This window comes from Cryobacterium sp. Y50 (assembly GCF_002929805.1).
Lineage (GTDB): Bacteria > Actinomycetota > Actinomycetes > Actinomycetales > Microbacteriaceae > Cryobacterium.
Genome location: NZ_PJJM01000052.1, coordinates 1 through 17,575 on the forward strand (window position 1 = coordinate 1; position 17,575 = coordinate 17,575).

18 protein-coding genes and 1 pseudogene are annotated in these 17,575 nt (G+C 65.4%); 9 read left to right on the top strand and 10 right to left on the bottom strand.

What is annotated here, in order from left to right; all coding sequences use genetic code 11:
- Positions 1-443, top strand: a pseudogene (locus CXY73_RS01480) (acetyl-CoA C-acyltransferase); the annotation flags it as partial.
- Positions 444-537: 94 nt separating this feature from the next.
- On the opposite strand, the gene CXY73_RS22515 reads toward CXY73_RS01480, so the two are convergent.
- The 4 genes from CXY73_RS22515 to CXY73_RS23135 all read right to left on the bottom strand — a co-directional run bounded on the left by CXY73_RS22515 (position 538) and on the right by CXY73_RS23135 (position 3,360).
- Positions 538-837: a hypothetical protein gene (locus tag CXY73_RS22515; RefSeq protein ID WP_104176586.1), complete on the bottom strand. Its 300-nt coding sequence runs from the start codon at positions 835-837 to the stop codon at positions 538-540.
- A 29-nt stretch (positions 838-866) separates the two neighbouring features.
- The gene (locus CXY73_RS01490; protein WP_369831192.1) at positions 867-2,090 is read right to left on the bottom strand and encodes an acyl-CoA dehydrogenase family protein; all 1,224 of its coding nucleotides are present in this window, start codon (positions 2,088-2,090) and stop codon (positions 867-869) included.
- Positions 2,091-2,226: 136 nt separating this feature from the next.
- Positions 2,227-3,096, bottom strand: a complete 870-nt coding sequence (locus tag CXY73_RS01495) for a metal-dependent hydrolase (RefSeq protein WP_104176587.1) — start codon at positions 3,094-3,096, stop codon at positions 2,227-2,229.
- Between the two features lie 141 nt (positions 3,097-3,237).
- Positions 3,238-3,360, bottom strand: coding sequence for a hypothetical protein (locus CXY73_RS23135; RefSeq protein WP_255408738.1), 123 nt, complete (start codon positions 3,358-3,360; stop codon positions 3,238-3,240).
- 185 nt (positions 3,361-3,545) lie between these two features.
- Between CXY73_RS23135 and CXY73_RS01500 the strand changes: the two genes are divergently transcribed.
- Positions 3,546-3,788, top strand: a complete 243-nt coding sequence (locus CXY73_RS01500) for a hypothetical protein (protein ID WP_104133986.1) — start codon at positions 3,546-3,548, stop codon at positions 3,786-3,788.
- Between the two features lie 44 nt (positions 3,789-3,832).
- Here the strand turns inward: CXY73_RS01500 and CXY73_RS01505 are convergent, their stop codons facing one another.
- The 3 genes from CXY73_RS01505 to CXY73_RS01515 all read right to left on the bottom strand — a co-directional run bounded on the left by CXY73_RS01505 (position 3,833) and on the right by CXY73_RS01515 (position 7,306).
- Positions 3,833-5,179: a threonine/serine exporter ThrE family protein gene (locus CXY73_RS01505; protein WP_104133985.1), complete on the bottom strand. Its 1,347-nt coding sequence runs from the start codon at positions 5,177-5,179 to the stop codon at positions 3,833-3,835.
- Positions 5,176-6,330, bottom strand: a complete 1,155-nt coding sequence (locus CXY73_RS01510) for an acyl-CoA dehydrogenase family protein (protein ID WP_104176596.1) — start codon at positions 6,328-6,330, stop codon at positions 5,176-5,178. Before CXY73_RS01510 ends, CXY73_RS01505 begins: the two co-directional genes overlap by 4 nt.
- An 88-nt stretch (positions 6,331-6,418) precedes the next feature.
- The gene (locus CXY73_RS01515) at positions 6,419-7,306 is read right to left on the bottom strand and encodes a DUF4349 domain-containing protein (RefSeq protein WP_104176588.1); all 888 of its coding nucleotides are present in this window, start codon (positions 7,304-7,306) and stop codon (positions 6,419-6,421) included.
- A 144-nt stretch (positions 7,307-7,450) separates the two neighbouring features.
- On the opposite strand from CXY73_RS01515, the gene CXY73_RS01520 reads away from it, so the two are divergent.
- Positions 7,451-7,672 carry a hypothetical protein gene (locus CXY73_RS01520; RefSeq protein WP_104133991.1) on the top strand — a complete coding sequence of 74 codons (222 nt, stop codon included), beginning with the start codon at positions 7,451-7,453 and terminating at the stop codon, positions 7,670-7,672.
- 3 nt (positions 7,673-7,675) lie between these two features.
- Positions 7,676-8,515 carry an alpha/beta fold hydrolase gene (locus CXY73_RS01525; RefSeq protein ID WP_104176589.1) on the top strand — a complete coding sequence of 280 codons (840 nt, stop codon included), beginning with the start codon at positions 7,676-7,678 and terminating at the stop codon, positions 8,513-8,515.
- 87 nt (positions 8,516-8,602) lie between these two features.
- Here CXY73_RS01525 and CXY73_RS01530 read toward each other — a convergent pair whose 3' ends face one another.
- A complete protein-coding gene (locus CXY73_RS01530; RefSeq protein WP_104176590.1) occupies positions 8,603-9,553 on the bottom strand; it encodes an SDR family oxidoreductase in 951 nt (316 codons plus the stop codon).
- A gap of 441 nt (positions 9,554-9,994) precedes the next feature.
- Here CXY73_RS01530 and CXY73_RS01535 point away from each other — a divergent pair, with 441 nt between their 5' ends.
- The 4 genes from CXY73_RS01535 (at position 9,995) to CXY73_RS01550 (ending at position 12,731) form a co-directional block, all read left to right on the top strand.
- Entirely contained in the window at positions 9,995-11,113 is a 1,119-nt protein-coding gene (locus tag CXY73_RS01535; RefSeq protein WP_104133981.1) for an adenosine deaminase, read from the top strand.
- Positions 11,114-11,170: 57 nt separating this feature from the next.
- Positions 11,171-11,608 (top strand): PTS sugar transporter subunit IIA, encoded by a 438-nt coding sequence (locus CXY73_RS01540; protein ID WP_104176591.1) that lies wholly within the window; start codon positions 11,171-11,173, stop codon positions 11,606-11,608.
- On the top strand, positions 11,605-11,880 hold the full coding sequence (locus CXY73_RS01545) for a PTS sugar transporter subunit IIB (protein ID WP_104133979.1): 276 nt from the start codon (positions 11,605-11,607) through the stop codon (positions 11,878-11,880). Before CXY73_RS01540 ends, CXY73_RS01545 begins: the two co-directional genes overlap by 4 nt.
- Positions 11,881-12,038: 158 nt before the next feature.
- A complete protein-coding gene (locus CXY73_RS01550; protein WP_104176597.1) occupies positions 12,039-12,731 on the top strand; it encodes a hypothetical protein in 693 nt (230 codons plus the stop codon).
- 66 nt (positions 12,732-12,797) lie between these two features.
- On the opposite strand, the gene CXY73_RS01555 is transcribed toward CXY73_RS01550, so the two are convergent.
- Both CXY73_RS01555 and CXY73_RS01560 read right to left on the bottom strand, forming a co-directional pair.
- Complete coding sequence (locus CXY73_RS01555; RefSeq protein WP_369831193.1) at positions 12,798-14,462, bottom strand: phospho-sugar mutase; 1,665 nt, start codon at positions 14,460-14,462, stop codon at positions 12,798-12,800.
- Between the two features lie 287 nt (positions 14,463-14,749).
- The gene (locus CXY73_RS01560; RefSeq protein WP_104176592.1) at positions 14,750-15,583 is read right to left on the bottom strand and encodes a purine-nucleoside phosphorylase; all 834 of its coding nucleotides are present in this window, start codon (positions 15,581-15,583) and stop codon (positions 14,750-14,752) included.
- Positions 15,584-15,764: 181 nt separating this feature from the next.
- Between CXY73_RS01560 and CXY73_RS01565 the strand changes: the two genes are divergently transcribed.
- Positions 15,765-17,201 carry an NAD(P)H-quinone dehydrogenase gene (locus tag CXY73_RS01565; RefSeq protein ID WP_104176593.1) on the top strand — a complete coding sequence of 479 codons (1,437 nt, stop codon included), beginning with the start codon at positions 15,765-15,767 and terminating at the stop codon, positions 17,199-17,201.
- Positions 17,202-17,575 lie beyond the last annotated feature (374 nt).

The window sequence follows — 17,575 nt, forward strand, 5'->3', positions numbered from 1 at the left end:
AGAACGACGCCGCCGCCGCGTGCATCGTCACTACCCCGGAACGCGCCGCCGAGCTCGGCCTGACCCCGATCGTGCGGCTCGCCGCCTGGGGTCGAGCCGGTGTCGAGCCCTCGCGCATGGGCCTCGGCCCGGTCCCCGCGACGAAGCTGGCATTGGAGCGTGCCGGGCTCGTTCTCGCCGACATGGACTTGATCGAGCTCAACGAGGCTTTCGCCGCGCAGGTGCTCGCCGTCAGCCGCGAGTGGAACTTCACCCCGGAGGACTGGGCCCGCACCAACGTCAACGGCTCGGGCATCTCCCTCGGCCACCCGGTCGGCGCCACCGGCGCCCGCATCCTCGCCACCGCCGCCCGCCACCTGCAGCGCACCGAAGGCCGCTACCTCCTCGAAACCATGTGCATCGGAGGCGGGCAAGGACTCGCCGCCATCTTCGAACGCGTCTAACAGCATCCGCTTCGCCGAGGTGTGAGTTTTAGCCAGAAATTCGCTTGAAATGGTTCTAAACTCACACCTCGTTAACCGGATGGCCGCCAAAACTTCAGACCGCGCCCACATCCAGGTTGATGTAACCCAGGTAACCCGCTGTGGTGGTCTCGATCGTCAAAAGCTTGTTCACGTGCACCTTCAAACGGATGTGCACGGTCCCGCCCCGATACCAGCCAGGCCAGACGGTGGTGAACTGCACTATCCCGTTGGCGTCAGCGATCTGGGCCGCGCGCAGATAGGTGCCATCATCATCGGGCGTCGCCTCGGAATCGTCGCGCCCAAGCCAGCGCTCCGGCTGCCGGTGGACGCACTCTTGAACCCGGAGTACACCCCGCCGGCAGTGCAATGTCACAGCTCGGCGGGCGAATGCCTTGGGGCCTGTTATTGAAACGCGGAGATGCCCGTGATCGCGCGGCCGACCACGAGGGTATTGACCTCGTAGCTGCCCTCGTAGGTGTACAGGGCTTCGGCGTCGGCGAAGACGCGGGCCATGCCGTAGTCGGTGGAGATGCCATTGCCGCCGAACACCGAACGGCCCAGCGCCACGGATTCGCGCATGCGCGCGCTGGCGGAAGCCTTGGCCATCGCGGCGTGCTCCGGCCGCAGCGTTCCAGCCTGTTGCAGCTGGGCGATGCGCACCATCAGGCCGAGCGATGTGGTCGCATTCTCGAGAATGCGCACCAGCTTCTCTTGCACGAGCTGGAACGAGGCGATTGGCTTGCCGAACTGTCGGCGTTCGAGCGCGTAGCGCAGCGCATAGTCATAAGCGGCGAATTGCAGGCCTACTGACTGCCAGCCGACCCAGACCCGCGAATTGGTGAGTAACCGGTTGGTATCGCGAAAGCTCGTTGCACCGGGCAGTCGGTCGCGTTCGGCGACCACAACGTTCTGTAGGGTGATCGTGGCGTTCTGCACAATGCGCAGGGCTATCTTGTTTTCGATCTTCTCGGCAGTGAACCCGTCTAAGGTCGCGTCGACGATGAAGCCCTTGATCTGGTCGTCGGCGGTGTCGCGCGCCCAGACCAGCACATTGGCCGCGAAGGTTCCGCTGCCGATCCAGCGTTTGACGCCGTTCAGGGTCCAAGAGTCGCCGGTGCGGGTGGCGGTTGTCTCCATATTGCGCGAGACATCGGAGCCGTGGTTCGGTTCGGTGAGCGCGAACGCGCCGATCTTGCGCAGGGAGACAGCATCAGCGAGGTAGCGGTCGCGCTGGTCGTCGGTACCGAGCTGGGCGATAGCCGCTGCGAACAGGCCGCTGTGCACGCCGACGAAGGTCGAGATAGAGGCATCGACGCGGGAGAGCTCGACAGTCATGAACCCGTGGAGCAAGAAATTGTCGCCGCGCGCACACAGGTCGACGAGGTTCAGGGTGGAAAGGGCGGGGATGATTTCAAACGGGAACGTCTCGTTGTTCCAGTGCTCGGCGACGACGGGTCGAATCTCGCGTTCGAACACCGCGCGGGCTGTGGCTACCAGATGCCGCTCGTCAGCGGTAAGGAAATCCTGGTAGGAAAAGAAATCGGTGGTGGAGCCGGTGTAAAATTCGCGGCTGGGCGCCTCCATTTCGATACCGCCGATCTTCGGGCTCTCAACGACAATGCTCATGGCTGGTCCTCTCTGACCGGGTACCCCTGAATTGTGCCCGTAGAGGCGGAAATGCGCAATCTCTCGCAGATTGACCGTGCAGGGTGCGTGATGGATGCCCCGATCGTCCCCGCAAATTGCCCCGGATGCGTGAAAACTAACGCGTGGCGGAAGTGTTCATGGTGAGCACGTCGGTGCCGTCTTGGTCGTGCAGGCCGAGCGTCACGGTCACGACACCGAGCGTGCCGAGCGACTCGACATGGGTGCCACCGCAGGGGATGCGCACGGTCGCGCCGGGCAGTTCGCAGGCCCAGTAGCGGCGATCCGTCAACAGATCACCGTCGCGGTCGATGCGCACTGCGGCATCCGTCACGGTCCACGCGAGGAGGGTCGTGTTGATAGCTGCTTCAATTGACGCGAGCGACTCGGCGAAGCCGTCGACTGAGAAGCCTTTCTTGCGTAGCGATTTGCCGAGCCGATAGGTATCAACCGACGCGTTCTGGCCGATCAGTGATTCGTCGATGGCGAGGCCGTCGAAGTCGGGGTGGCCAAGCGCGTCGAGGCGTACCTCTTTTTTCCACCGCTCGACGAGAGCGTCATTCAGGGCGAGGGAGGCCAGATGGCAGATGGTGTGTCCGGCGCTCGTGGCGTCGCGCAGGCCCTCGTCAACCTCGACCGTGACGCTGTCGCCGGCGTTCAATCCGGCCGCGTCGACGACGTGCACCACGACGAAGGACCAGCCCGGGGTGCCTTTGGCTACCGGAATATCCGCACCGATATACAGCGCCGACCCATCGGTCGCTCCGACGATGCAGTCCTCGACCGGCCAGAACGCGGCGCCGTGATGCAGCAAGGCTTGGTCAGGGCCCTGATCGGGCCAGCCAGCATCGACCGGATGCACGCAGGTCGCATCGAGCAGCACGGCTGAGCGTCCGTCCGGCAGCGGCTCGGAGTGCAGCACTGTCGCCTGCGCGTCGACGGCGCCGCTCGGGTAGAGCACGCGGGTGTCTTCGGTGGGCAGGGTCATGGCTGGTCCTTTCACAAGCGGATGCTGTCGGTCATGCCGACGAAAAAAGGTGCCGCCACTATCGTGGCGGCACCTCGAGCGCCAGATGCAGCGCGTGGTGCCAGGGTACGTCGTACCAGAAGCACCGAGAAGATGCAGAACCTAGCTCTTGCGGGCCCGAGAAGCGGTCTCTTCAGACTTCGCCTTCTTGTCGGCCCTCTTTTCCTTGAGGGACTTGTCGGCAACCTTCTTGGTTGCGTCCTTTTTCGGTGATTTGTCAGCCATTGTGTACTCCTTCGCGCCGAGCCGTGGGGCTCCGTCTCCTCGAGAATACGCGGGTTTGCGGCATCCGTCATCTTCGCAGCCGACCGCGTTACCGGAACCGTCGAACCCGGTCGGAGCCCTGTGCACGGCTGTCGGTGTGTCGTATGCTGGCGCTACAGTGAACCCGTTCGTCGAAAGGTAACGTCATGAGCCACAGCGCCACTTACCGGGCAGTTCTCTTTGGACCCAACCCGATTGCCGCCGGAACCGAGGTTGAACTGGAATACATCGACGGTGAGTATCAGAACGTGCTGGTGCTCGAAGCGGTCGAAGACACCGAAACGATCACGCGCACCTATAAGCGTGGCCGCGAAACTGACGAGCCCATCCCGTATCGATTCGTCGAGGAAGACCACATCGAAGCGGACGAGGCGGACGTTCCCAACTGACGCGTGCTGCGGCATCCGTTTGACAGCGGATGCTGCCGCACGCGCTAAATGCGCTTGGTTGCGTCGCGGCCGCGTCGCACCGGCAGAGCCATGAGCGGTCCGACGAAGCGGCGCTGCAGTCGGCGAGCCGGGCCCCAGACGATCTGCACAATGTACTGGGACAGCAGTGCGCCGGCGGCGAGGGCCATCGCGATGCCGGCAGCGGTGAGCAGCGCGAGCAGACCATTGATATCGCCCTCGGAGAGCTGGAGCAGCCCGCGAAACAGGGTGAGTCCGGGCACGAGCGGCACGAGCGCCGTCACCATGATCACGAGCGGAGGCGTGCGCACCATGCGCGCCGCGACCGCCGCGAGCAGGCCGACGCCGAGGGCGCTCGCCGCCGAGGCCCAGACCAGGCCGAATCCGCCGGCCATCGCAGCCACGAACAGAAATTCGGCGAGCGCGCCGAGCACGCAGACCACCCAGATCGCCCGCCAGGGCACCTGCACGGCCAGCGCGAAGCCGATCACGATGACCAGGGCCGCCACGAGCAGCACCGGCAGTACGCCGATCGTCACGATCGGGTTCGAGTCGATCTCGAGCAGCAGACCGAACCGGGCCAGGAACAGCGCAGAGCCCGAGACTCCGGTGACCAGGCCCGCCGTGATCAGCAGCGCTTCGACCAGCCGGGCGGTGCCGGTCAGGTAAAACCCCGACAGTGTGTCATGCACGGCACCGAAGGTGGTGACACCGGCCAGCAGCATAATGATGGTGGCAACGACCACGAGCGAGGGGTTGGCCGTTGGGTCGATCACCCGCACGATCGCGGCGACGAGCGGGCCGACCGCACCGCCGACCACGGTTTGGTAGAACAGCGGAACCTGGTGGTGGTCGAGCGCCGAGGTGGCCCAGTCGATGATCCAGGTCGCGATGAACGCGGCCACGATCACCGTCGGACCGCCGCCGATCAGCACGGCGGCGCCGGCGCCGACCAAGCTCCAGCCGATGCGGCGCCATTGTTTGGGTACCTGCGGCTTGGAGCTGACGATGGTGGCGAGGATCTTGCGGGCCTCGGCGACCTCGATCGGCTTCTCGATGATGTCCGCGATCAGCTCCGAGGTGGCGGTGAGCTTGGAATAGTCGAGGGAGCGGTACTTCACGTTGCGGCTGCGGGTGATCGACTCGTGCGTCGCCGGGTCTTCCTGCGTGAGCGTGATGATGGTGTGCGTGATGTTCGCGTCGGTGCCCTTGAGCCCGTAGGCCCGGGTGAGTGCGATCATCGCGGCGGTCGCGTCTTCGGCGCCGGCGCCGGCGGTGAAGATAACCTCGGCGAGACGCATGGTGAGGTCGAGCACGGCCCGGGTATAGCCGGAGTGGTCGAGGGTGATGGCGGTGGTTTTACTGAAACTCATGAGGTGGGCAAATCGAGGGGTCCGAGAACGGAAGCTGCGGCGGTGCCGTGCGCGGAGTCCGCGTCGGAGGGGTGGAAGAAACCCGCGAGCACGTCGCGGTAGAGCCGGGCCAATTCGGAGGATGCGGCGTAGGCGGAGCCGCCGGCAACCTGCACTGCGGTATCGACGACGAACTTGGCGTTTTGGGTGGCCCGGTATTTGAGCCCGGAGAGCTGCGCGAACCAGGCCGGTCCGACCGTGAACGAACGCTCGTCGACCGCCCGGGCGAGGGCGTCGATCTGCGGATAGATGCCATCCATCGCAATGACGAGGTCCCCGACCCGCCACCGCGCGACCGGATCCTGGGCGTGCGTGCGCCCGTCGTTCTTCAGCGAGGTGCGCCGGTGTGCGCCCGCGACGGCGAGTTCGAGCGCGCGCTGGCCGATTCCGGTGTACACGGCGCTGAGCAGAATTTCAAAGTTGGCGAAGATGCCAGCGACGAGCGGGTCGCCGTTCGGGCCGACCGGCAGCCGGCGCACGACCCGGTCGGGGCGGGCCAGAGCGCCATCGAGCACGGTGCTCTGGCTCTGGCTGGCGCGCATTCCGAGGGTATCCCAGTCGTCTTTCGAGCGGATGCCGGCATCCGCTCGATCGAGAAACGCCCAGACGATCGCGGGGTCAGTCGCGTCGGAGGAATCCAGGCCGAGGGTGCCGAGTCGGGTCCAGGCGGGGGAGAGTGAGGTGAACACCTTGGTGCCGGTGAACCGGTAACCACCATCGGCCTGGGGGAGGGCATCCGTTTGCGAGCTGAACAGCACCAGGTCGTTGCCGGGTTCGCTCACGCCGAAGCCGAAGATCTCGCCGTGGCCGGCTTCCTCGAGCAGAAAATCGAGCGAGTGGTCGCCCTGTGCGTGCAGGCTGGCAGCAACACCGGTCCAAATCAGGTGCATATTCACAGCGAGGGCGGTGGCCGGGGCGTGGGCGGCGAGCCGGGTCTGCTCGCGCACGCTCTGCTGCAGGGTGCGGCCGAGTCCGCCGAACTGCACCGGCACGAGGGCGCGCAGGTAGCCGGCAGCGACGAGCACCTCGAGATCTTCGGTGAAGAAGGCGTTGGCCCGGTCATACCCGGCGGCCCTTGAGCGGATTCTGGCCAGCAGTTGGTCAGACAGCACCGGCTGGGTCGCGGGTACAAAAACGGGCGCTGCCGGAGAGGTTTCGGGCAGGGCCCTAGCAGGGAAAAACTCGGTCACAGAGACAAGCCTATGCAGCCTTGCGCCGCCGCGCGAACACCCGCGCGATCAGCAGCACAATTGCCCCGAAAATTGCCAGCATGATGAGCCAGGGCAGGGCCACTCCGAGGCCGATCAGCAGGCCGCCGAGGGCGGCGACAAGGGCCGTCCAACCGGCGATGATGCCGGTCCAGAAGTTGTCGGGGCCGCCGGAGGCCACGGTGCCCTCCGTTACCAATTCGAGCTGGACGGTCGAATAATCGATCTGATCGGCGAGAAAGTCGCGCTGAGACTGCAGACTTTCGAGCTCACCCTGCCGACTCGACAAAGCGTCTTCGATGCTGATCAGGTCGGTTGTGCTCGTCGCCGAGGCCATCAGCGCCAGTAACCGGTCGACCGAGGTGGTCAGAGCCGTGATCCGGGCGTCGAGGTCCTGGCTCTGCTGTGTCACATCCTGGGCGTTGAGCGAGACGAAGTTGAGCCGACCGAGTTTCTTGAGCTCGGCCAGGGTACGGTCGAGTTCGTCCGACGGAATGCGCAGGGTGAGGTTAGCGCTTGCCGGCTGACTGGGGGTGCCCGGGTTTTCGCTGCGACTGTCGACGCGTCCGCCGGCCTGTTCGGTGATGGTGACGGCGGATTCGCTCGCCGCGACCGGGTCGGTGGCCGTGATCGATACGGACCCGGTGGTTATGACATCGCGGTTGGACGTGTTCACGTCGCCGGTGCTGCCGGTAACGACGCTTTCGGCGGCGGCCTTGTCGTTCGAAAAGCCCTGTTCCGGCGCGGCCCCGCCGACGACGCCATTCGACGAGCCCGTGCCCTCCGATGAGTCCGTGCTCACCGAACCACTATTCGCCGTGCATCCCGCCAACAACACGGTCGCCAGCAGGACCGCGATCACACCCCAGGTTCGTCTCATGATTCACCGTACCGAGCGGGGTGGGCGCGCTGTCTGGGGGCAGTCTGGGAGTCGGATCACAATTGGGACTCGGTGCCTACCCCCCGAAGTATGGTCAGGGAGTCGGCGGTTCAGCCCGACTGCAAACTCGACCAGGAGGACAACATGGGATTCGTAGATGATGCCAAGGATGCGCTCGATGCCACCGGCAAAAAAATCGGCCGGGCGGCAGATGACGCCAAGGACCGCATCGAAGACCGGGTCGACGAGGCCAAGGCCGACGCCAAGGTGAAGAAGGCCGAGGGTGAGGTCAAGCACGCCGAGGCCGAGCGCACTGCCACCGAGTCCAAGAACGACTTCAAGGCCACGCTGCGCGACGATAATTAGCACATGACCTGGTGGGCAAAACGGATGCGCAGAGTGCGTCGGTCCCGCCCACCGCTGTTGCACGTGGCAACGGATGCCGGTACCGGCCCGGTTGTCATTCTTGTGCACGGCATCGCGTCGTCCTCGATTACCTTCTACGAGGTGATCCCGCTGCTCACCCCGAATCATCGGGTGATCGCGGTGGACATTCTGGGCTTCGGGCAGTCACCGGCACCGGATGGCTGCGAGTACCGGCTGGAGGATCATGTCGGGGCCCTGGCCGCGACCATCCGCTCATTGAAACTGCGCGAGCCGTTCGTGCTGGTCGGCCACTCTCTCGGCAGCCTGATCAGCACCCGCTACGCCGCGATGCAGGGGCAGGGCCTGGGGGCGAGCGCCTGGCGGAGGCTGACCGGCAGCGGCACGGTGTCGCGCATGGTGCTGGTCGGTCCGCCGGTCTACGTTTCGCCGAGCGATATTGGGGATCCGCGGGTCAAGGCGCGGGTCAGCGCCTACCTTCGGGCCTACGATTTTCTGCGCGCCAACAAGGACTTCACGCTCGCCAACGCGTCGATCATCACACGGCTGCTGCCCAAGGGCACCTTCGAGCTGACCGAGAAGACCTGGACGCCGTTCATCAAGTCGATGGAGCACTGCATCGAATCGCAAACCGTGGTGAGCGATATCGCGAGCCTCGAGGTACCGGTCGACGTGATCTACGGCGCGCTAGACGCGTTCATCGCGCACGGCAGCATGACCATCATTGAGCGGATGCGCCACGTCACCATGCACAGGGTCGAGGCCAACGACCACATCATCCGCCGGCGCCTGGCCCGGGTGCTGGTGAACGTGATTGACAGCTGAACCGTGGGTGTGGTGCGGCTCGTGGTCGGTTGGTAGGCGCTCGGTGGGGGGCTGATTTGGGTTCTGTCGGGCGCAGGGGTGGCTTTACTAGGCGGTTGGGTAGGTCACTCCGGTGAGTTCCTCCGAGATCGACCAGAGGAGGCGGGCATCCGCTTCTCTGAGTGATTGCGGGGGCAGCTTGGCGGGTGCGGGGGCGCCGGTGAGCTCGCCGAACCCGCCAGGGCCGTAGTAGCCGCCGCCGGCCGCCGCCGGGCTGGTCGCCGCGTACAGGGCAGGGAGGATGCCCTGGTCGATCTGCTGCCACAGCCAGCCGATTCGGTGCGAGGCCGAGTTGGCGGCGAGCAAGAGCCGGGCCGACGCCCCGTTGTGGGTGGGACCGGAGATCTGCAGGTTGGTCACGGTCGCACCCGGGTGCGCGGCAACGCTGCGCACGCCCCAGCCGTCGACGACGCTGCGTCGGTTCAGCTCGCGGGCGAACATGAGCGTGGCGAGTTTGGAGAGTCCGTAGGCCCGGTGTGCCCGGTAGTGCAGGCCCTGCAGGTCGTTGAAATCGAGGCGACCGGTGCGGGCAATCAAACTCGAGAGGCTCACGACCCGGCTGGTCCCGGCCGCCCGCAGCAGGGGCAGAAGGTGTGCGGTGAGCGCGAAATGGCCGAGGTGATTGGTACCGAACTGCAGCTCGAATCCGTCTTCGGTCTCGTCGCGCACCGGCGGCATCATGAGGCCGGCGTTGTTGAGCAGCAGGTCGATCGGGCGTCCCTCTTTTGTGAGTTCCGCACCGAAACCGGCGATGCTCGAGAGCGAGGCCAGATCCAGATGACGGATGCTCAGGGTCGCCTCCGGGGTCTGCTCGCGAATGCTGTTTGCGGCCGCGGTACCTCTCTCTTCGTTACGCACGGCGAGGATGACCTCGGCCCCGGCCTGCGCGAGGCGCCCGGTGAGGCCGAATCCGAGGCCGCTGTTGGCGCCGGTGACTACGGCGAGCTTGCCGTGCAGGTCGGGAACGGTGATGTCGTTCGGGTGCGTTGTCTTCGTCATGAATCTCCGGGTCGTCGTGTGTTCCATCCAACCCGGTCGACCAGGGGAAGTCACGCGGCGGGCCGCGGCCCCGGGCGTATTCACGGGTGGCCGACAGTGCCGGCTGCGACGACGATTCGACGTGACGCGGGTGTCGAGCCGCTTCGCGCGACGCCCGCGCACTGGCGCAGCTCCCGCGCGGCGTGATGCGACAGGCGCCGCAGTGCTGCCCGCTCACCACACTTTGAGCTCAGCGCCCGAAGAGGGTTCCAGCACACCCCATAATCGGCAACGAGAAGGCCTGCCCGTCAACCAAACACCAAACGCCAAACGCCAAACCGCTGCAACACTCACCCGCGGCATTCACTCGCCGTATTTCTCATGGTCCGTGCAGAGGCGCTCCGATAAGCTGGGCGAGCGGTTGTAGTTCACACCCGTCCCCGTACCGAGGAGCTTGTCCGTATGACTTTGATCGAGGAATTCCTCATGCCCGGCGGCGGCACGAGCATCAATACCCTGCCCAAGATCTCCCTGCACGACCACCTCGACGGCGGGCTGCGTCCGCAGTCGATCATCGAACTAGCCGACTCCATCGGCTTCGTGCTTCCCACAACGGATGCCGACGCGCTCGGCGAGTGGTTCTCCGATCAGTCCAACGCCGGCTCGCTCGTGGATTACCTCAAGACCTTCGACGTCACCACCGCAGTGATGCAGACCCGCGAGGGCCTCAGCCGGGTCGCCCGCGAATTCGTCGAGGACCTCGCCGATGACGGCGTCATCTACGGTGAAATTCGCTGGGCTCCCGAGCAGCACCTGGCTCGCGGCCTTACCCTGAACGAGGTCGTCGAAGCCGTGCAGGACGGCATCGAAGCCGGCATCGAAAACGTCGAGCAGTCGGGCCGCAGCATCCGTATCGGCCAGCTCATCACGGCGATGCGTCACGCCAACCGCAGCCTCGAAATCGCCGAACTCGCCGTGCGCTATCGCTTCGACGGCGTCGTCGGCTTCGACATCGCCGGCGCCGAGGCCGGCTTTCCGGCCGGCAATCACCGTGGCGCCTTCGACCTGCTGGCCCGCGAGTTCATGCCGGTCACCGTGCACGCCGGCGAGGCCGACGGGCTGGACAGCATCCGGGGTGCCCTGTTCGACGGCCGCGCGCTGCGCCTCGGCCACGGCGTTCGCCTCGCCGAAGACGTCACCATCGAACGCCAAGACGACGACAACACTTTCGTCACCCTCGGACCGGTCGCCCAGTGGGTGCGCGACCGCGAGATCACGCTCGAGTTGAGCCCGTCCTCGAACCTGCAGACCGGAGCGGTCGCCGCCTGGGGCGAGGAGCTCTTTGACCACCCCTTCGACCTGCTGTATCAGCTCGGTTTCAAGGTCACCGTCAACACCGACAACCGTCTGATGAGCGACACCACCCTGTCCCAGGAACTCGCTCTGCTCTCGGATGCCTTCGGTTACGACCTCGGCGACCTCGAGATCTTCCAGCTCAACGCTGCCCACGCGGCTTTCCTGCCGTTGGAAGACCGCGAAGAACTCGTCGAAGCCATCGAAGCGGGCTTCGGCGACGCCTAGCACCGCCCTGGAGGGCCGGCTGGCTCGCCCAGCACCGCCCCACAACCGAAAGTAACCATGTCACTCCCGCACCTTCCGCTTGACGCCATCACGATCGGCGCGCACGTTGACGACTGGACGGCGGCCATCACGGCCGCCGGCGACGCCCTCGTGCGTTCCGGAGCCGCCACATCCGCTTATACCGATCGCATGATCGCGGTGATTCATGAATTCGGTGCCTACATCGTGATCGCGCCTGGGCTCGCGCTCGCGCATGCCCGTCCGGGAGCGGATGTTCTCACCGACGGTCTCTGCGTCGTCACGCTGGCCGAGCCGGTCGACTTCGGGCACCCGCACAACGACCCGGTCAGCGTGATCGTCGGCCTGGCCGTGACCGGCGCCGACGACCACCTGCAGTTCGTCGCCGAACTCGCCAACGTGTTCAATGACCCCGCGGTGATTCCGGCGCTGGCCGGCGCGACCACCGCTGAATTCGTGCAGAGCGTCTTCGCGTGAAGATCGTCGTGATGTGCGGCATCGGCCTCGGCACTTCGGCCATTCTCAAGGTCAACGCCGAGCGCGCGCTCGAGCGGCTCGAGATCGAGGCGAGCGTGCAGGCAACCGATGTTGCCGGCGTGCGCTCTGTTGCCGCTGATGCCCAGGTCATCCTGAGTTCGTCGGAGCTCGTCGGCGCGATCGGCAAGACCAATGCCGACGTGATCGTCATCAACAACTATTTCGACGTCGACGAACTCGTCGCTAAGCTCGCCATCGCGCTGGGTTCCTAGCCCCGATCCGGTCGCGAAGATCCGGCAAATCACCGGCGGCCGCGACGTCGACGACGCCTACCGTCACCTCCGCGTTCGGGGCCGGGCGCCGGTTGTCGCCAGCGCATTGAAGTTCGCCTGGTGCGGTGCATAACGCGCCACGGGCCTATGCTCAGCGCATGAGCGACAGTGTGAAACAGGGCGCACGGGCCGAGCACCGGTGGCCGGCCGTACTGGGGTTGTTTGTTGCACTCACGCTGTATGCCACCTTGCCGAGCACATTCCTGCCCGGCCTGCGGTACACGGTCGTCGCCATCGGACTTGCCATGCTGATACCGCTCCTCGCCCTCAACCCGTACCGACTACACCGTGAAACTCGCTGGTCGAAATACCTCGCGACCGGTCAGGCCGTGCTGCTGGTCGCGGCCAACGAGGTCGCACTCGTTCAGCTCGTAATCCAGCTCACCTCGGGCGACAAGAATGACGGGCCGACCCTGCTGCTCGCGGCCCTGCAAGTGTGGGTGACCAACGTCATCGCGTTCGCCCTGGTCTACTGGGAACTCGACCGCGGCGGCCCGGTCTCGAGGCGTCACGCCGATCGGGCAGACTTTCCCCCGGCCGACTTTCGCTTTCCGCAGGACGAAGACCACGACGCCATCGAGGAGGTAGCCGCGAGATCGTCGCAGCGCACCGGCTGGGTCGCGTCGTTCTTCGACTATGTCTACTTCTCGCTGTCGAATTCCATGGCGTTTAGTCCGACCGACACGATGCCGCTGTCGTTGCGCGCCAAAGCGCTTATGGGGCTAGAGTCTTTCGGAGGTTTCGTGCTGCTGGCCCTCGTCATCGCCCGGGCGGTGTCCCTGCTCGGCTAACCGTCACCATTGCTTCCGAGCCCGGGCCTAGAACCCTAACGTGGGCCCGGCGAGTGGATGCCCCACCTACTCGATCAGCGCGCGCATCCCGCGGTCGAGCTCATCGAGGGCCGCTTGCGCCGCGGCACGGCGCTCGACCAGCGTGCCGACCGTGCTGCGGGTGTCGATATACACCTTGAGCTTGGGTTCGGTACCGCTCGGGCGCACCATGACGCGCGATCCGTCGGTCAAACGGATGCGCAACACGTCACTCGGCGGCAGGTCACCCAGCCCCCACCGAAAGTCGTCGATCTCGTCGACACGAATGCGTCCGACATGGGTCGGCGGAGATTCCCGCAGGCGTGTCATGACCAGGGCGATCGTGGAGACTTCGGAGACCCGCACCGAGATCTGCCCAGAGGCGTAGTGTCCGAACTTCTCGCTGAACCGGTCAAGGTAGCCAGCGAGGGTCGTTCCTTCCGACTTGAGGTCGCTGACCAGCGACAGCAGGGCGACGGCTGCCGAGATACCGTCCTTGTCGCGCACGCTATCCGGGTTGACCAGGTAGCCGAGCGCCTCTTCGAAACCGTAAACCAAGCCCGGAACCCGCGATACCCATTTGAACCCGGTGAGGGTTTCGACGAAACGCAGGCCGTAGGCATCCGCTACCGCGTGCAGAGCCGGCGATGACACGATCGAGCAAGCGAGAGCGCCCGGGTCTGAGACGTCAGAAGTAGCCAGGGCCGCGGCGCGCCAGCCCAGAATCGCTCCGACCTCGTTGCCGCTGAGCCGGCGGTAACCGCTCGCGCTTGAGATGTCGGGGATGGCGACGGCCAGCCGGTCGGCGTCGGGATCGTTGGCGATAATGAGCTCGGCATTCACCTCACGTGCGGTCTCGTAGGCGAGGTCCATCGCGCCGGGCTCTTCAGGGTTCGGAAAGGCGACGGTGGGAAAGGCCGCGTCGGGCGCGATCTGCGCGTCGACCAGGGTCGGCAGGTCGAAACCGGATTTTTCGAGCACGCGGCGGGTGGTGTCCCAGCCGACGCCGTGCATGGCGGTGTACACCGAGTTCACCTGCGCCCGCGGCGTGTGGGCAATGCTTGCCGTTTCGGCGATGTATGCCTGGACAACGGTTTCTTCGGCGGTCTCGTAGCTGGCGCGCGGCAGGTGCGGCACGTGCTCGTCGGCGGCGACGCGCAGAATCTCGTCCGAGATGGCTTTGTCATCAGGGGAGACGATCTGCGCGCCATTGTTCACGCCGCCCAGATACACCTTGTAGCCGTTGTCGTTCGGCGGGTTGTGCGAGGCCGTAACCATCACGCCGCAGCTTGCGTCGAGATGCCGCACGGCGAAGGCGAGCACGGGCGTGGGCAGCAGCCGCGGCAAGAGGATGGCGCGCACTCCCGCGCCCGCCATCAGCGCCGCGGTGTCGGTCGCGAAGACGTGTGAATTCTTGCGTCCGTCGTAGCCGATGACGACCGACGGGGTCACCCCGGGCGCAGCGTGTCGCAGCAGGTAGGTGGCCAGGCCGGCGGCGGCCTGCGAGACGAGTACGCGGTTCATGCGGTTCGGTCCTGCGGAAATTTCACCGCGCAGCCCGGCCGTGCCGAAGGCGAGCCGGGTATCGAAACGGGAATGCAGATCGGACAGCGCTGCGGTGTCGCCGTCTCCGCCGGCATTGATGAGAGCGCGCAACTGCGCCTGCGTCTCCGGATCTGGGTCCTGGTTGAGCCATGCCCGCGCGGCCTGCAACAGCGCTGCGGTGCGGTCGGTCGGGGTCTCCGGGGTCTCGTGGGCAACCGGCGCGGTCGCAAGGTCGTCGATATCAGCGTCGTCGCTTGTGATGGTCGGAATGGCGACCGTCGGTTCTGAGCCGGCGTAGTCGCTGTCCTGCACGATCGGGAGGGCGCGGGTGGGAGTCTCGGTCTCGTCGGCCGGGTCGGCGGCGGTGACGTGAGCAGTCGCATCCGCTGGCGGGCCGGAGTGGCGACCGCCGCTACGTTCGACCGGCTGCCGGGCGTTGACGCGATCCGGGCCGCTCACAGCGCAGCTACGATCCGCGCGAGGAGCGCGCTGATCACCGGTTCGGCCAGGGCACCGGCCTCGATGACCTCGCCATGGCTGAGCGGCGTCGACTGAATGCCGGCGGCGAGGTTGGTAATGAGCGAAAGACCCAGCACCTCCATGCCGGCCTGCCGGGCTGCGATGGCCTCAAGCGCGGTCGACATGCCCACGATGTGGCCGCCGATCGCCTTGGCCATCTGCACCTCGGCGGGCGTCTCGTAGTGCGGCCCGCGAAACTGGCAGTACACGCCCTCGTCGATGGAAGGGTCGATGCCACGCGCGACATCACGCAACCGCTTCGAGTACAGATCGGTCAGGTCAACGAAATTTGCGCCCTCGATCGGCGAATCGAAGGTCAGGTTGATGTGATCGCTGATCAGTACCGGCGTTCCCGGCTTCCACGATTCACGGATGCCGCCGGCCCCGTTGGTCAGGATCATCGTCGTCGCTCCGGTCGCCGCTGCCGTGCGCACACTGTGCACGACCCGGCGCACGCCGTGACCCTCGTAGTAGTGCGTGCGGGCACCGATCACGAGCGCGCGCTTGCCGCCGGGCAGCAGAATCGAGCGCAGGGTGCCGGCGTGGCCAGCCAGCGCGGGGGCGCTGAACCCGGTGATGTCGGCTGCGGCCACGGTGTGCGTCGTCTCGCCGATGAGGTCGGCCGCCTTGGCCCAGCCGCTGCCGAGTGTCAGGGCGATGTCGTGTCGAGGCACTCCCGTGATGCCGGCGATCTCCGCTGCGGCCGACCGAGCTGCCTCAAACGGGTCAGTTTCGGGCAGGTCTAACGGGTTGATCTCGTTCGTGAACATTTCACTACTCTAGAACCCCCGCCAACCATGCGGAGATTTTGCACGAATTCTGCTCATCGGCGCGCCGAACCGGCACTCTGGCGACAATACGGCTCGAATTAGCCGTTTCTAGGGAGAATTTGGGCGATAAGAGCGTACCCGCGGTTTGGCGGGGGGTGCGCGGGCCACGAGAATGGAGTACATGGCCTATGAGTTCGAACGCAAGCAACGCATCGCAGTATTAGGTGGAGGGCCCGGCGGATACGAAGCGGCCATCGCCGGAGCACAGCAGGGTGCAGACGTCACCCTCATCGAAAGCGTCGGTGTCGGCGGTTCGGCCGTGATAACGGATGTTGTCCCCTCCAAATCCCTCATCGCCACCGCCGAGGCGTCGAACTCCATCGGAGAAGCCACCGACCTCGGTGTGCAGTTCTTCGTGCGCGGGGAAACCGGCAAGCCGCTGCGACCCGAGGTCGCGATCAACCTGGCCGCCGTGAACAAGCGCCTCCTCGCCCTGGCGCGTCAGCAGTCCGAAGACATGAAGGCCACGCTCATCCGGGCTGGTGTGCGCTACGTGCAGGGTCACGGGCGCCTCGACGGTACCAACGCCATCGTCGTGGCCACTTCCGGCGACGATACCGCAACGGACTTCGACCGCATCGAGGCCGACACCATCGTCGTATCGGTGGGAGCCAGCCCGCGCGTGCTGTCCTCGGCGCTGCCGGACGGCGAGCACATTCTCACCTGGACCCAGCTCTACAACCTCAAGGCATTTCCCGAACACCTCATTGTCGTCGGTTCCGGCGTCACTGGAGCGGAGTTCGCCTCCGCCTACCGCGCCCTCGGTGCGAAGGTCACCCTGATCTCCAGCCGTGATCAGGTGCTGCCTGGTGAAGACGCCGATGCCGCCAACGTGATCGAGAACGTGTTCAAGCGCAACGGCATGACCGTGTTGTCGAAGTCGCGCGCCGCCTCGGTCAAGCGCTCCAAGACCGGTGTCGTCGCGACCCTCGAAGACGGACGCACGGTCGAGGGCAGCCACTGCCTCATCGCCGTCGGGTCTATTCCGAATACCGCGAATATTGGCCTCGAGCAGGCTGGCGTGCAGATCACCGAGTCCGGGCATATCCAGGTCAACAGGGTCGCCCGCACCTCCATTCCGAACATCTACGCGGCCGGGGACTGCACGACGGAGATCCCGCTGGCATCCGTTGCATCGATGATGGGCCGCACCGCGGTGTTCCACGCGATGGGTGACATCGTCAACCCGATCGAGATCCGCAACGTCGCCGCGAACATCTTCACCCAGCCTGAAATCGCGACCGTCGGCTACACCCAGAAGCAGATCGAAGACGGCCTCGCCCAGGGCGACATCTACAAGTTGCCACTTGCCGTGAACCCGCGGGCAAAAATGATGGGAATCAAGGACGGCTTCGTGAAGCTCTTCGCCCGTACCGGCAGTGGAACTGTCATCGGCGGCGTCATCGTGGCACCCAAGGCCAGCGAGCTCATCTTCCCACTGGCCCTCGCCGTCGAGCACCGGCTCACGGTCGACGAGGTTGCTCGCACCTTCCCGGTCTACCCTTCACTCACCGGTTCCATAACGGATGCCGCCCGGGCGATGCACGTCGTCCTCTAGGAGTGTGGGTTAGTAGTAGTTTTCGGTGAATTTCTCGCTGTTTTTTAGGGTTTGACCAGGACTTTAACGGTTGATTATGAGATAATTGGGTGTGGTTTTTACCACTGACGACGATGGTCTTTTCCCTAAGGCTCTGGTTGAGCGCGTCGAAATTGTTGATGATGACGCGGTCGAGGCTGGCGCGGGGGGTGCGCAAGCGTTTCCGTGCGTTCGAGCCCAACACAGTGATGCTGGTTCCGCCGTCGCGTTTCGCTGGTTGGCCGCGCAGTAAAAAATCCCAGTAGTGCAGAAGTGGGCAAATGGGTAGCACCCGAAGTAGGGTCAAGATTCGGCGTGTGCCGAAACCCTGTGACGACGACGCCCACCGGTGGTCG

Coding starts and splice junctions, on each gene's coding strand:
- CXY73_RS01490 (WP_369831192.1), bottom strand. CDS start 2,090: ATGAGCATTGTCGTTGAGAGCCCGAAGATCGGCGGTATCGAAATGGAG.
- CXY73_RS01525 (WP_104176589.1), top strand. CDS start 7,676: ATGACCTGGTGGGCAAAACGGATGCGCAGAGTGCGTCGGTCCCGCCCA.
- CXY73_RS23135 (WP_255408738.1), bottom strand. CDS start 3,360: ATGGCTGACAAATCACCGAAAAAGGACGCAACCAAGAAGGTTGCCGAC.
- CXY73_RS01530 (WP_104176590.1), bottom strand. CDS start 9,553: ATGACGAAGACAACGCACCCGAACGACATCACCGTTCCCGACCTGCAC.
- CXY73_RS01565 (WP_104176593.1), top strand. CDS start 15,765: ATGGCCTATGAGTTCGAACGCAAGCAACGCATCGCAGTATTAGGTGGA.
- CXY73_RS01505 (WP_104133985.1), bottom strand. CDS start 5,179: ATGAGTTTCAGTAAAACCACCGCCATCACCCTCGACCACTCCGGCTAT.
- CXY73_RS01515 (WP_104176588.1), bottom strand. CDS start 7,306: ATGAGACGAACCTGGGGTGTGATCGCGGTCCTGCTGGCGACCGTGTTG.
- CXY73_RS01500 (WP_104133986.1), top strand. CDS start 3,546: ATGAGCCACAGCGCCACTTACCGGGCAGTTCTCTTTGGACCCAACCCG.
- CXY73_RS01560 (WP_104176592.1), bottom strand. CDS start 15,583: ATGTTCACGAACGAGATCAACCCGTTAGACCTGCCCGAAACTGACCCG.
- CXY73_RS01495 (WP_104176587.1), bottom strand. CDS start 3,096: ATGACCCTGCCCACCGAAGACACCCGCGTGCTCTACCCGAGCGGCGCC.
- CXY73_RS01520 (WP_104133991.1), top strand. CDS start 7,451: ATGGGATTCGTAGATGATGCCAAGGATGCGCTCGATGCCACCGGCAAA.
- CXY73_RS01540 (WP_104176591.1), top strand. CDS start 11,171: ATGTCACTCCCGCACCTTCCGCTTGACGCCATCACGATCGGCGCGCAC.
- CXY73_RS01550 (WP_104176597.1), top strand. CDS start 12,039: ATGAGCGACAGTGTGAAACAGGGCGCACGGGCCGAGCACCGGTGGCCG.
- CXY73_RS01535 (WP_104133981.1), top strand. CDS start 9,995: ATGACTTTGATCGAGGAATTCCTCATGCCCGGCGGCGGCACGAGCATC.